The following is a 13,061-nucleotide window of genomic DNA, read 5'->3' as shown; positions in this document are numbered from 1 at the left end:
TGGAGGGGGAGCCGATGACCGAGCAGTCCACCTGTGTGCCAGCCGAGATCAACACCGGGGTGCCCAGCGCGGCGCGGGTGTACGACTACCTGCTGGGCGGTGGCCACAACTTCGCCTCCGACCGCGCGGTCGGATCGCGGGTGCTCCAGGTGCTCTCGGCCGGCAGGGAGATCGCCCAGTCGAACCGGGCGTTCCTGCGGCGCGCGGTGCTCGAGATGATGGACCGCGGGATCACCCAGTTCCTCGACCTCGGCTCCGGCATCCCGACGGTCGGCAACGTCCACGAGATCGCGCACCACGCGAACCCGGACATCCGCGTCGTGTACGTCGACTACGACGAGGTCGCCGTCGCGCACAGCCAGCTCCTGCTGGAGGACGACGCGAACGCCACCGTCATCAACGCGGACCTGTGCGATCCGGAAGCCGTGCTGGGCAGTCCCGAGCTGCCGTCGCTGATCGACTTCGACCAGCCGGTCGGCCTGCTCATGGTCGCGGTGCTGCACTTCGTCCCGGACGAGAAGGACCCGGCGGGCATCGTCGCGCGCTACCGCGACTGCTGCCGTCCGGCAGCCTGGTCGCGCTGTCGCACCTCACCGCCGACTACAAGCCGGAGGAGATGGGCGGTGTCGTCGAGGCGATGAAGCACAGCCGCGACCCCATGCACTTCCGCTCGCACGAGGCGTTCAGCGCGATGTTCGACGGGCTGGACCTCGTCGAGCCGGGCGTCGTGTCCGCTCCGCTGTGGCACCCGGAGCCGGGCGCGGTCACCGGCGGGCCGCAGGACGTGTACGTCGGGATGGGCCGCAAGCCGTAGTCAGCGCCACGACCACCGGATGCCGATCCAGTCCGCACTGGCCCCGGTCTCCAGGTGGTGCACGGCGTTGTGCCGCAGGCGGAGATCCTTGAGGCGTCGGGGCTCGTCGTCCGGTCCTTCCTGGACGACGACGTGCGGGTCGACCGGCGGTGCGTCCGGGTGGAACTCCACCTCGATCAGCACGTGCTCCTCGAACCCGCGGACGCCCTGCCAGTAGTCGGTGCAGGCCGTGGTGTTCGGGACGTGCGACTCGAACTCGAACACCCACGTGTCGCCGGTGTCGAGCGGGTGACCGAAGAGCAGCTCGGAGACGACGGCGTTCTCGCTGGGCTCGTGGACGACGCGGCCGAGCGCGCAGTTCCGCAGCGGTGTCGTGATGACGGGGCCCGCGGGGATTTCCTCGTCGCCGTAGTAGTGCGCGAAGAACCGGTCGACGCCGTCGGCGCGGGCGCGGGTGATCAGGTTGCTGTGCACCAGGTTCAGGCGGTGGTGCTCGTCCACGGTGACGCGGTCGTGGCGGGCGACGATCTCCAGGTCGTTGGCGCGGAAACCCGGTAGCAGATGGGGGATCTCCTTCGGCCACCCGGCTGGCCCGCTGTGCGCCAGCAGGTCCAGCAGCGCCCGTTCCGGTAATCGCAGTATGGCTTCGAGCGCCGCGATCACGTGCAGCGACTTCGGTCTGACCCGGCCCTGCTGCCAGTAGCTCAGTGTGGACAGTCCCACTGAGATGTCCCGTCGGGCCAGATGGCTGCGCAGGCGGTCTAGCGTGAGCCCGCGACGTCGGATGGCCGCGCGCAGCGCGGCGTGGAAGGGGCCGGTGCGCAACAAGGTCTCGAGGCTCGGTGTGGCTGCCACGGCACCCAGGGTAACCAAAGATGAGATTCTTTCGTCTTTCGGGGGTGGCAACAGTTCGGTGTCGAGGCCGCTAGGGCAGTGGATCGTTCATGTGTTCGATATGATCATCTTGTGTCCCGGCCTGTGTTGCGTCCAATTGCGACGTCGTTCGTGGTGCCGGGTCCGGCCGGTGTGGCAGTTCGGGATCGGCTGAAGTGCCTCGCACCACGAGATGTCGAGGTGTTGCGGCTCGTGGGTGCCCATCTGGGTTCGCTGGCATCGCGTGATCTGAAGACGCGGTGCGCCGACGGGCTGCAGCATTGCATGGACAGGTGGGCGGCGCGCAAGCAAGGCCTGACAGGGGCGTCGTCATCGCGGTGGGCTGGTGCGATCACGAAGGCCAGCCATGAGCAGTGGGGGTTGGCACGCCGTGGTCAGGCGGCCTGCATCCGCCGTCTGGAGGCGGGTGTCGCGACGATCGAACGTCGTCTGGCGCTGCCGGTCGGGGCGCCGGGGGTGAAACGCGAGCCGGGCGGATACCGCAGCAGGCATGAGTGGTTCGCCAAGTCCCGACGACTGGGCGTGCTGCAAGACCGGCTGGCCGCGGTGCGTGCTGATCGTGACGCCGGCCGGGTGCGGGTGGTGCGGGGTGGGCGGCGGCTGCTGAACGCCAGACATCATCTCGATGCCGCGGAGTTGACCGAGCCGCAGTGGCGGGCGAAGTGGGAATCGGCACGGATGTTCTTGTCCGCGGACGGCGAGTCGGGGAAGCCGCACGGCAACGAGACGATCCGGATTGATCCTGACGGCCAGGTGAGAATCAAGCTGCCCGCACCACTCGCGTACCTGGCCAACGCTCCGCAGGGCCGCTACGTCCTCGCTTGCACGGTGACGTTCCGGCACCGCGGCGATCAGTGGGCTGCTCGTGTCGCGGCGAACCAGGCTGTCGCGTACCGCATCCACCACGACGTCACGCGCGACCGCTGGTATGTCACCGCTTCGTGGCAGAACCTGGTCGTGCCCGCCTCTCCGCTGCCCGTCGCACTCGCCGGCGGTGTGGTGGGGGTCGACATGAACGCTGACCACCTCGCCGCGTGGCGGCTCGACGCGCACGGCAATCCGGTCGGCGGCCCGTGCCGGTTCTCCTACGATCTGTCCGGCACCGCAGCGCATCGTGATGCGCAGGTCCGGCATGCCCTGACTCGGCTGCTGCGTTGGACCAGGCGGTCCGGCGCCAAGGCGATCGCGGTGGAAGACCTCGACTTCGCCGATTGCAAGACCCGCGAGAGACACGGCAGGCGCAAGTGGTTCCGGCAGCTGATCTCTGGCATGCCCACCGGACGCCTGAGGGCCCGGCTGGTGTCGATGGCGGTCGAACACGGCATCACCATCGTCGCCGTCGACCCGGCCTACACCTCCCAGTGGGGCGCCGAGCACTGGCAGAAACCTCTCACCAGCACGACCCGCAGGGTTTCCCGGCACGACGCCGCGAGCGTCGCGATCGGGCGACGCGCCCACGGCTACCCGATCCGGCGACGGACGGCACCGCCCCCGCACGACCAGAGCGATCGCGCAGGGCATCGGACCGTCCAGGCCGGACCGAGTGGCCGCATGCGTGAGGGATCCCGTCCACCCGCCAAGGACCACGCACACGATGCGCGCAGCCGGGCAGGGACGCGAACACGGGATCCCAGCGTGCCCAACACCGTTCGGGACACGCGCAGCGACAGGAACCGAGCTCAACTCTCACTCCTGCTCACTGAACAGGAACGGTGTGGTATTCCCATCCCATGAACACCAGTACCTCCTCGGTGACGTTCACCAGCGGCGGCGAGACGCTGTACGGCGTGCTGCACGTCCCAGCCGGACCGGGGCCGCACCCGGTGGTCGTGGTGCTGCACGGTTTTCCGGGCTACGAAAGGAACTTCGACCTCGCGCAGTCGTTGCGCAGGGCGGGGTACGCGAGCCTGGTCTTCCACTACCGAGGCTCGTGGGGCGTCGGCGGGTCGTGGTCGTGGACGCACGCGCTCGAGGACGCCGCACTGGTGACGCGCGCGGTGCGGGAGCTGGCCGAGCACCGCGTCGACCCGGACCGCGTGGCCGTCGTCGGGCACAGCATGGGCGGCTTCGTCGCGCTGATGACGGCGGCCGCGGATCCCTCGATCACCGCGGCGGCGTCGATCTCCGGCTTCGACATCGGACGCGCGGCCGCCGCGTGCCGTGCGGACGCGGCGTTGCGCGCGCACTGGACGGAGCAGTTCGACCAGTGGCTGCTTCCGTTGCGCGGCACCAGTGGCGCGGCGCTGATGGACGAGATGCTCGAGGCCGGTGATCGGTGGTCGCTCGCCGGGCTGGCCGATCGGCTCGCCGGTCGCCCGGTGCTGCTGGTCGGCACGAGCCTCGACGAGGTCACGCCGAGCGGCGTGTTCCACGACCCGCTCGTGACCGCGTACGCGTCGGCGCGGCTGGAGCACCACGTCTTCGCGGCGGACCACGCGCTGTCCGACCACCGGCTGGAGCTCGCCGCGACCGTGGAGGGCTTCCTCGGCCGCGTGTGACCACGGTCAGGCCACCAGCTCGCGGTCGATGAAGCCGAGCAGCAGCCCGCGCATCCGGTCGAGGGTCATGCCGGGTGCGCCCGTCATCACCTGGATCGCGGCTCCGTCGGTCAGCGCGGTGAACCGCAGTGCCGCGTCCTCGGGGTCGACGTCCTGCCGGAACACCCGCTGCCGCTGGCCCTTGCTGATGATCCGCACCACGGCCTCGCGCCAGCGGGCGTAGAACTCGTTGTGCGCGGGACGCAGCTCGGTGCGCAACGCGGCCTCGGACCAGAACTGCAGCCAGATCGACCACTCGTCGCGCACGCGGCCGGGCCACGGCAGCTGCATCTCGACCAGGCGGACCAGCCGCTGGTGCGCGTCGTCGATCAGGCCCAGCTCGGCGCGCTGCCGGGTGAACGCCTGCTCGACGCAGTAGCGCAGCGCCTCGTTGAGCACGTCCTGCTTGGTGGGGAAGTAGTAGTGCACGGCGGCGGGGCTGGTGCCGCACGCCTGCGCGATGTCCGCGACCCGCACCGAGTGGTAGCCGCGTTCGGCGATGAGCCGCCACGCGGCCACCAGTATCTCGTCGCGGCGCTGGTCGCGGTGGCCCGCAGGCGCCTCGTCCGGCGGGACGGGCGTGCCGTCGCCGCCGAGGAGCCAGTCGACCGCGACGCCGCCGGTCTCGGCGATCCGGGCCAGCTCCCACGGGGTGAACCGGCGCTTCCCGGCCAGCGAGCGGGAAAGTTTGCTGGGTTCGATGCCGACGCGAGCAGCGAACGCGCGCTGGCTGCCGTCGGTCAGCGCCATGAGCTGACGGACGCGCGCGCGTAGCACCTCGTCGGCGGCCATGGTCGGAGGGTAAGCACAAGATGAGGAAATCTCAACGGTCAATAACCGATTTGGATGAAAGAACCCTTGACATGCCAAGGAGGAACCGGTCACCGTATTGAGACCTTCTGACTGGTGAGTCAGTCAGATGAGCGCAATGCTCTCCCGACGCGCTGGGAGGTTCCACCATGTCCGCAACATCAACACGCCGCGATGTGCTGCGCTGGGCGGTCGCCGGCGGTGCCGTGCTGTTGACCGGGTGCGGGACGCAGGCCGCACCGGGTGCGGCGGGTGGCCCGCCGCGCAGAGGCGGCAGACTGCGCGCGGGCATCGTCGGCGGTTCCGCCAAGGACTCGCTCGACGTGCACGCGCCGGTGACGCACCCGGACGAGGCACGCGTGCTGCAGCTCTACGACTCGCTGCTCTGCTACGACACGGACTTCCGCATCCAGCCCGCGCTGGCCGAGGAGGTCACGCCGTCTGCGGACGCGAAGACGTGGACGATCCGGCTGCGCCAGGGCGTCGAGTTCCACAACGGCAAGGCCGTCACCGCCGAGGACGTCGCGTTCAGCCTGCGGCGGATCGTCGACCCGGCCAAGCCGCAGGCGGGCGCGGTCGGGCTGGCCGCGATCGACCCGGCGGGCATCGAGATCGTCGACCCGCGCACGCTGCGGCTGAACCTGCGCACGCCCGACGCCGTGCTGGCCGACCAGCTCGCCCAGTACAACAACGGCATCGTGCCCATCGGCTACGACCCGAAGAAGCCGATCGGCACCGGGCCGTTCGCGTTCGGCAGCTTCGAGCCCGGCCAGCAGAGCACGTTCACCCGCAACCCGAAGTACTGGCGCGAGAACGAGCCGTACCTGGACGAGATCGTGATCATCGACTTCCCGGACGACACCGCGCGGGTCAACGCGTTGCTCGGCGGCCAGGTCGACGTGATCGACCAGCTGCCGCTCGGGCAGATCGAGGTGGTGCGGGCGAACCCGGCGCTGAAGGTGCTGGACTCCGAGACCGGCGCGTGGACCCCGTTCACGATGCGCGTCGACCAGCCGCCGTTCGACGATCCGCGGGTGCGCGAGGCGTTCCGGCTGATCGTCGACCGCGAGCAGATGGTCAAGCAGGTGCTCGGCGGGCACGGCGTGGTGGGCAACGACCTGTACGCGCGGTTCGACCCCGCGTACGCGAAGGATCTGCCGCAGCGCAAGCAGGACATCGGCCGGGCGAAGGAGCTGCTCAAGCAGGCGGGCAAGGAGAACCTGACGGTCGAACTGGTGACCTCGGCCGTGGCGGCTGGGCTCGTCGAGGCCGCGCAGGTGTTCGCCAACCAGGCCAAGGCCGCGGGCGTGACGGTGAACGTCCGCAAGGTCGACTCGGGCGAGTTCTACGGCGACAACTACCTGAAGTGGACGTTCGCGCAGGACTTCTGGTTCACCCGCTCGTACCTGCCGCAGACCGCGCAGGGCAGCGTGCCGGGGGCGCCGTACAACGAGACGCACTGGTCCGACCCGAAGTTCGTGGACCTGATCGCGCAGGCGCGGTCCACTGTGGACGAGAAGCAGCGCGCCGAGCTGATCAAGCAGGCGCAGCGGATGGAGTACGACTCCGGTGGCTACATCGTGTGGGGTTTCGCGAACCAGGTCGACGCGCACAGCGTCAGGGTGAACGGCCTGGTGCCGGACCGCAGCGGTGTGCCCCTCACGTCGTACGGATTCCGTCGCGCCTGGATGTCGGCCTGATGGTCCGGCTCGCCGTCAAGCGGCTCGTCTTCGGCGCGCTGATCCTGTGGGCGGTGTCGGTGGTCGTGTTCCTGGCGACCGCCGCGCTCCCCGGTGACACCGCGCAGGCGATCCTCGGCCGCGAGGCGACCCCGGAACGGCTCGCGGCGCTGCGGCTGGAGCTGCACCTCGACGACCCGCTGGTCAGCCAGTACTTCTCGTGGCTCGGCGGGCTGCTCACGTTCGATCCCGGCCGGTCGCTCGTGAACGGCCTGCCGGTGGCCGAGTTCGTCGGGCCGCGGATCGTGAACTCGCTGGTCCTGATGCTCACGGCCGCTGTCGTCAGCACCCCGCTCGCGATGTTCCTCGGCACGTGGTCGGCGGTGCGCCGGGATCGCGCGGCCGACCACGTCACCGCGGTGGTGACGCTGGTGCTCGCCGCGTTGCCGGAGTTCGTCGTCGGCATCACGCTGGTGATCGTGTTCGCCACCGGCCCGTTGCGCCTGCTGCCCGCGGTGTACGTCGGCACCGGTCAGGTGACGTTCGTGGATCTTGTGCTGCCGGCGTTGACGCTGGTGCTGGCGGTCGGGCCGTACATCGTGCGGATGATGCGGGCGACGATGATCGAGGTGCTGGAGAGCGAGTACGTGCAGCAGGCCCGGTTGAAGGGCCTGCCGGAACGGACCGTCCTGTTGCGACACGCGGTGCCCAACGCGGTCGGTCCGGTCGCGCAGGTGGTGGCGTTGCAGCTCGCGTGGCTCGCCGGAGGTGTCGTCGTGGTCGAGTTCCTGTTCCGGTACCCCGGCATCGGCTACGCGCTGGTCGACGCGGTGAACAACCGGGACCTGCCGGTGGTGCAGGCGCTCGCGCTGCTGATCGCCGCGCTCTACATCGTGGTCAACCTGCTCGCGGACCTGGTGAGCCTGGTGGCCAACCCGCGCGTGCGGACGGCGATCCGATGACCGCGGCCGTCGCTCCGGCGTCACTGCTGCGCACCGCGGCGCGGACCGGGCGGACGCGGGTCGGGCTGGTGCTCGTGGCGCTCGTCGTGCTGACCGCGTTGCTCGGACCGCTGGTCGCGCCGCACGACCCGACGGACTTCGTCGGCGTGCCGTTCGGCCGCGACTCCCTGTTCGGTGCGGACAACCTCGGGCGCGACGTGCTGAGCCGGTTCCTGCACGGCGGTCAGCTGCTGCTGGTGCTGTCGATCGCCGCGACGGTGGTCGGGGTGGGTGTCGGCACCGCGCTGGGGATGGTCGCGGGGTACCGGGGCGGGTGGCGCGACGAGCTGATCATGCGCATCGGCGACGTGGTGCTGGCGTTCCCGCAGGTGGTGCTGGCGCTGCTGTTCGTGAGCATCGCGGGGCCGAAGGTGTGGCTGCTGGTGACGGTCGTGGGGTTGAGCCACGCGCCGCGCGTCGCCCGGATCATGCGCGACGCCACGCTCATGGTGGTGGAGCGCGACTTCGTGAAGGCCGCCGAGGTCACCGGCACGCGCAGGCTGCGGATCATGACCGGCGAGATCCTGCCGAACGTGACGGGCCCGCTGATGGTCGAGCTCGGCCTGCGGCTGACGTACTCGATCGGGCTGATCGCCGCGCTGAGCTTCCTCGGGCTCGGTCTCCAGCCGCCGACGGCCGACTGGGGTCTGATGATCAACGAGAACCGCATCGCGCTGACCGTGCAGCCGTGGGCAGTGGTGCTGCCCGTCGTGGCGATCGCCGTGCTGACCATCGGCACGAACCTGGTGACCGACGGGTTGGCGCGCGCGTCGGCCGGACTCGGGCGAGGGGTGGAGCGGTGACGACGCCCGAGAGGACGGAGGTGCTGACCGGCGTGCGGGTGCGCGGGCTGACGGTGGCCGGTGTCCCGTCGGGAGCGCCCATCGTGGACTCCGTCGACCTCGACGTGCGGCCGGGCGAGATCCTCGGCCTGGTGGGGGAGTCGGGTTCTGGCAAGACGACGCTGGGCCTGGCGCTGCTCGCCTACTACAAGCGCGGCACTCAGCTGGCCGGCGGTTCGGTCGCGATCAACGGTGTGGATCTCGCCGGCGCCGCGGTGCGCCGGATGCGCGGTGACGCCGTCGCGTACATCCCGCAGTCGCCCGCGTCGGCGTTGAACCCGGCGCTGCGGATTCGCACGCAGCTGGGGGAGTGCGGTGGTGACGACGCGCGCGTCCGCGAGGTGTTGCGCGAGGTGGCGCTGCCGGACACCGACGTGTTCCTGCGGCGGTATCCGCACCAGTTGTCCGGCGGGCAGCAGCAACGGGTCGCGATCGCGATGGCGTTCCTCGGCAGGCCGGACCTGATCGTGCTCGACGAGCCGACGACCGGGCTCGACGTGACGACGCAGAAGCACGTGCTGGAAACCGTGCGGAAGATGTGCGCGACCTACTCGTGCGCGGCCGTCTACATCACGCACGACATGGCGGTGGTCGCCGAGCTGACCGACCGGATCGCGGTCATGTACTCCGGTCGCGTGGTGGAGACCGGTCCTGCTCGGACGGTCCTGCGTTCCCCTCAGCACCCCTACACGGCTCGTCTGCTGATGGCCGTTCCCGATCTGGACGGGCGGCGCGAGATCCGGGGCATCCCTGGGCATGCGCCGTCGCCGGTGCGCAGGCCCGCCGGGTGTGCGTTCGCGCCGCGGTGCCCGCTGGTGGTGGACCGGTGCCGGGACGAGGTGCCCGCGCTGGAGGACGGGGTGCGGTGCTTCCGGGCGGGCGTGTCGCGCTTCGAGGTCGTCGAACGGGTCGAGGTGCCTGTCGTGTCGGCAGATGCCGCACTCGAGGTGCGCGGGCTGTCCGCCTGGTACGGGTCGCACCAGGTGCTGGAGGACATCTCACTGTCCGTCCCACGTGGACAGTGCGTGGCGCTGCTCGGCGAGTCGGGCAGCGGCAAGACCACGTTGGCGCGGGCGATCGCCGGGTTGCACCCTCGGCACGGCGGCGAGGTCGTGCTGGGCGGGGAGTCGTTGCCGCCCAGCGGGTTGCGGCGCACGCCGCTGCAGCGGCGGCGCATCCAGTACGTGTTCCAGAACCCGTACGAGTCGCTGAACCCGCGCAAGACCGTGCGCGAGCTGGTGCTCGCGCCTGCTCGGGTGTTGCTCGGCAAGGTGCCGGACGGCCTGGTGGAGGACGCCTTGTCGCAGGCCGCGCTGTCGCCGGAGCTGGCTTCTCGGTACCCGGACCAGCTGAGCGGCGGTGAACGGCAGCGCGTCGCCATCGCGCGTGCGCTCGCCGCGCAGCCCGAGGTGCTGGTGTGCGACGAGGTCACCTCGGCGCTGGACGTGTCCGTGCAGGCCGCGATCGTCGAGCTGATCGCCGGACTGCGCGAGCGGAAGGGGCTGACCTTGTTGTTCGTGACGCACGACATCGCGCTGGTCCGCACGGTCGCGCAGCACGTCGCGGTGCTGGAGCACGGGCGGATCGTGGAACGCGGCCCGGTGGCCGAGGTCCTCGCCGCGCCGGAACATCCGTACACCCAGGCGCTGATGGCGGACACGCCGAGGTTCGACACCTCGAGGTTCTCGCAGTGAGCCCGGCGCTGCGCTCCGACGCGCTCGACGGGCAGGTCGTGCTGGTGACCGGTGGCGGCACCGGCATCGGCCGGGCCACCGCGCTGGCCTGCGCGCACGCCGGGGCCGATGTCGTGGTGAGCGGCAGGCGTCGGGAACCGCTCGACGAGGTGGCCGCACTGGTCGCCGCGGCCGGACGCAAGTGCCTCACGGTGGCCGCCGACGTCCGCGAGGACGTGACCGAGCTGGTCGATCAGGCGCTCGGCGCGTTCGGACGGGTCGACGTGCTGGTGAACGGCGCGGGTGGCCAGTTCATCGCGCCCGCCGAGGACATCTCGGTCAACGGGTGGCGCGCGGTGCACCGGCTGGCGGTCGAGGCTGCGTGGAACCTGACCCGCGAGGTCGCCACCCGGTCGATGATCCCGAACCGCTCGGGCCTGGTGGTGTTCGTCGCGTTCTCACCGCGCCGCGGCATTCCGGGCATGGTGCACGCGACGTCCGCGCGGGCCGCGGTCGAGAACCTGGCCGCCGGGCTCGCGCTGGAGTGGAGCCGGTACGGCATCCGCAGCGTGGCCGTCGCGCCCGGCACGATCCTCACCGACGGGCTGCGCGAGCAGTACCCGCAGGAGGCCATCGACGGATGGGCCGGTGCGGTTCCACTCGGACGGCTCGGCACACCCGACGAGGTGGGCGAGCTGATCGCGTTCCTCGCCACCGCGACCTACGTGACCGGTACGACGGTCGTCGTCGACGGCGGGGTCGACGCGTGGGGCACCGGCCACCCCGCGCCCCCTCAGGAGCCCGCATGAGCCGCGATCTCACCGCGTTGTTCGCGCCCCGCTCGGTCGCCGTGGTCGGGGCGAGCGACGACCACAGCAAGTACGGCAACTGGATCTCCGTGCGCGCCCTGCGCGGGTCACGCGAGGTGCACCTGGTCAACCGCACCAGGCCGACCGTGCTCGGCAGGCCGACGGTGCCGAGTCTGCGCGACGTCGACGGGCCGGTGGACCTCGCCGTGATCACGGTGCCCGCCCAGGGTTTCGCCGCGGCCGTCGACGACGCGCTCGCGATCGGCGTCCGCGCGGTCGTCGGCATCACCGGCGGACTCGGCGACCAGCAGGACGAGATCGCGCGGAAGGTGCGCGAGGCGGGAGCCTGCCTGCTCGGCCCGAACTGCCTTGGCGTGCTGGACTGCAGCACCAACCTCGAACTCACGTCGTACGACTTCCCCGCCGGCCAGGTCGCGATGATCTCGCAGAGCGGCAACATCGCCATCGAGCTGGCCGGTCCGCTCGCAGACGCGGGGCTCGGCTACTCGCGGTTCGCGAGCCTCGGCAACCAGGCCGACCTCGACGCGGCCGACCTCGTCGACGCGTGCGCCGAGCACGACGAGACCCGGGCGATCGCGTTGTACTGCGAGGACTTCCGCGACGGGCGGAGGTTCGCGCGAGCCGCGGCACGGGCGCACGCGGCGGGCAAGCCGGTGGTGCTGCTGGCCGTCGGACGCGGCCAGGCGTCGGCACGCGGTGCGCGTTCGCACACCGGGTCGCTGGTCACGGACGGCGTGGTGGTCGAGGCGGCCTGTGACGCGGCGGGCATCGAGCTGGTGTCGACGCCCACCGAGATGGCGCACCTGCTGCAGGCGTTGCTGCGCACCAGGCCGCCGCGCGGTCGGCGGGTCGCGGTGTTCGCCGACGGCGGCGGGCAGGCGCAGGTGGCGAGCGACTGCCTGGAGGCGGCGGGCATGGACGTCCCGCGGTTCACGCCGGAGCTCGCGGCTGACGTGGCCGCGGACCTGCCACCGGCCGCGGCCACCGAGAACCCCGTGGACGTGGCGGGCGGCGGCGAGCAGGACATCGGCTGCTTCAGCCGGATCACCGCGACGCTGACCGAGACCGGTGAGGTCGACGCCGTGCTGCTGACCGGGTTCTTCGGCGGCTACGGCGAGTACGGACCCTCGCTCGCGGCGGGAGAGCTGGCCGCCGCACACGACATCGCCGCGCTGAAGGGCAACGTGGTCGTGCACACCATGAACTGGCGCTCCCTCGCCGCGGACGTGCTGCGCGAAGGGGGAGTGGCCGTGTACCGCTCCGTCGAGGACGCCGTCTGGGCGCTGGACCGGCTCACGCGCAGAGGCGCGCACGTGCCGCCCGGCGTCCCGCCGATCCCGCCCGCCGAACCACCGTTGCGGGGCAACGACTACTGGACCGCGCGCCGGTTCCTCTCCAGCGCCGGCCTGCCGTTTCCTCCCGGTGCGGAGGTGCGGACGCTCGCCGAGCTGCGCGCTGCGCGGCTGCGCTATCCGGTGGTGCTCAAGGCGTTGGGCGACGACCACAAGTCCGACCGCGGCGGCGTCGTGCTCGGCATCGACACACCGGAGGCGCTGGAGGACGCGTGGCACGACGTGGCCACGCGGCTCACCCCTGAGGCGTGCTCGGTCGAGGAGATGGCCGACACGTCCGTCGAGCTGATCCTCGGTGTGCGCCAGGACCTCCGGTTCGGTCCGGTCGTGCTCGCCGGGTTCGGCGGCGTGTACGCAGAAGTGTTGCGCGACAACCGGTGCGCTCTCGGGCCGGTGTCGAAGGAACGCGCCCGCCGCCTGCTGTTGTCGTTGCGCGGCGCGCCGCTGCTCACCGGTTTCCGCGGCCGTCCGGCGGTGGACGTGGACGCCGCGGCCGACGTGCTGGTCGCGCTGTCCGAGGTGGCCGCGGCGCACCCGGAGCTGGCCGAGATCGAGTGCAACCCCGTCGCGGTCACCCCGCACGGCGCGCTCTGCCTCGACGCCCGCATCGTGCTGGTCCCGTAGAAAGG

General features: G+C 71.1%; 10 protein-coding genes and 1 pseudogene. 9 read left to right on the top strand and 2 right to left on the bottom strand.

Features of this window, described 5'->3' with window-relative positions; all coding sequences use genetic code 11:
* Positions 1 to 14: 14 nt before the first annotated feature.
* Positions 15 to 814 (top strand): annotated as a pseudogene (locus FKR81_RS01035) (SAM-dependent methyltransferase).
* On the opposite strand, the gene FKR81_RS01030 reads toward FKR81_RS01035, so the two are convergent.
* A complete protein-coding gene (locus FKR81_RS01030) occupies positions 815 to 1,669 on the bottom strand; it encodes a hypothetical protein (protein ID WP_146348961.1) in 855 nt (284 codons plus the stop codon).
* A 219-nt stretch (positions 1,670 to 1,888) separates the two neighbouring features.
* Here FKR81_RS01030 and FKR81_RS01025 point away from each other — a divergent pair, with 219 nt between their 5' ends.
* Entirely contained in the window at positions 1,889 to 3,442 is a 1,554-nt protein-coding gene (locus FKR81_RS01025) for a hypothetical protein (RefSeq protein ID WP_222598126.1), read from the top strand.
* On the top strand, positions 3,439 to 4,206 hold the full coding sequence (locus tag FKR81_RS01020; RefSeq protein WP_146348959.1) for an alpha/beta hydrolase family protein: 768 nt from the start codon (positions 3,439 to 3,441) through the stop codon (positions 4,204 to 4,206). Before FKR81_RS01025 ends, FKR81_RS01020 begins: the two co-directional genes overlap by 4 nt.
* A 6-nt stretch (positions 4,207 to 4,212) precedes the next feature.
* On the opposite strand, the gene FKR81_RS01015 is transcribed toward FKR81_RS01020, so the two are convergent.
* A complete protein-coding gene (locus FKR81_RS01015; RefSeq protein WP_146348958.1) occupies positions 4,213 to 5,037 on the bottom strand; it encodes a TetR family transcriptional regulator C-terminal domain-containing protein in 825 nt (274 codons plus the stop codon).
* Between the two features lie 167 nt (positions 5,038 to 5,204).
* On the opposite strand from FKR81_RS01015, the gene FKR81_RS01010 reads away from it, so the two are divergent.
* The 6 genes from FKR81_RS01010 to FKR81_RS00985 are packed head-to-tail and all read left to right on the top strand — an operon-like array spanning position 5,205 to position 13,056.
* Complete coding sequence (locus tag FKR81_RS01010) at positions 5,205 to 6,755, top strand: ABC transporter substrate-binding protein (RefSeq protein WP_146348957.1); 1,551 nt, start codon at positions 5,205 to 5,207, stop codon at positions 6,753 to 6,755.
* Positions 6,755 to 7,696 (top strand): ABC transporter permease, encoded by a 942-nt coding sequence (locus FKR81_RS01005; RefSeq protein WP_146348956.1) that lies wholly within the window; start codon positions 6,755 to 6,757, stop codon positions 7,694 to 7,696. The genes FKR81_RS01010 and FKR81_RS01005 overlap by 1 nt, the downstream gene beginning before the upstream one ends.
* Positions 7,693 to 8,538, top strand: a complete 846-nt coding sequence (locus FKR81_RS01000; RefSeq protein WP_146348955.1) for an ABC transporter permease — start codon at positions 7,693 to 7,695, stop codon at positions 8,536 to 8,538. Before FKR81_RS01005 ends, FKR81_RS01000 begins: the two co-directional genes overlap by 4 nt.
* The gene (locus FKR81_RS00995; RefSeq protein WP_235921170.1) at positions 8,535 to 10,271 is read left to right on the top strand and encodes an ABC transporter ATP-binding protein; all 1,737 of its coding nucleotides are present in this window, start codon (positions 8,535 to 8,537) and stop codon (positions 10,269 to 10,271) included. The genes FKR81_RS01000 and FKR81_RS00995 overlap by 4 nt, the downstream gene beginning before the upstream one ends.
* Positions 10,268 to 11,059, top strand: coding sequence for an SDR family NAD(P)-dependent oxidoreductase (locus FKR81_RS00990; RefSeq protein WP_186762679.1), 792 nt, complete (start codon positions 10,268 to 10,270; stop codon positions 11,057 to 11,059). Before FKR81_RS00995 ends, FKR81_RS00990 begins: the two co-directional genes overlap by 4 nt.
* Positions 11,056 to 13,056, top strand: a complete 2,001-nt coding sequence (locus FKR81_RS00985; protein ID WP_146348954.1) for an acetate--CoA ligase family protein — start codon at positions 11,056 to 11,058, stop codon at positions 13,054 to 13,056. Before FKR81_RS00990 ends, FKR81_RS00985 begins: the two co-directional genes overlap by 4 nt.
* The last annotated feature ends 5 nt before the right edge of the window (positions 13,057 to 13,061 follow it).

The organism is Lentzea tibetensis (genome assembly GCF_007845675.1).
GTDB classification, from domain to species: domain Bacteria; phylum Actinomycetota; class Actinomycetes; order Mycobacteriales; family Pseudonocardiaceae; genus Lentzea; species Lentzea tibetensis.
Note: the sequence above shows the minus strand (reverse complement) of the source record. Positions and strands in the feature narration are given on the sequence as shown.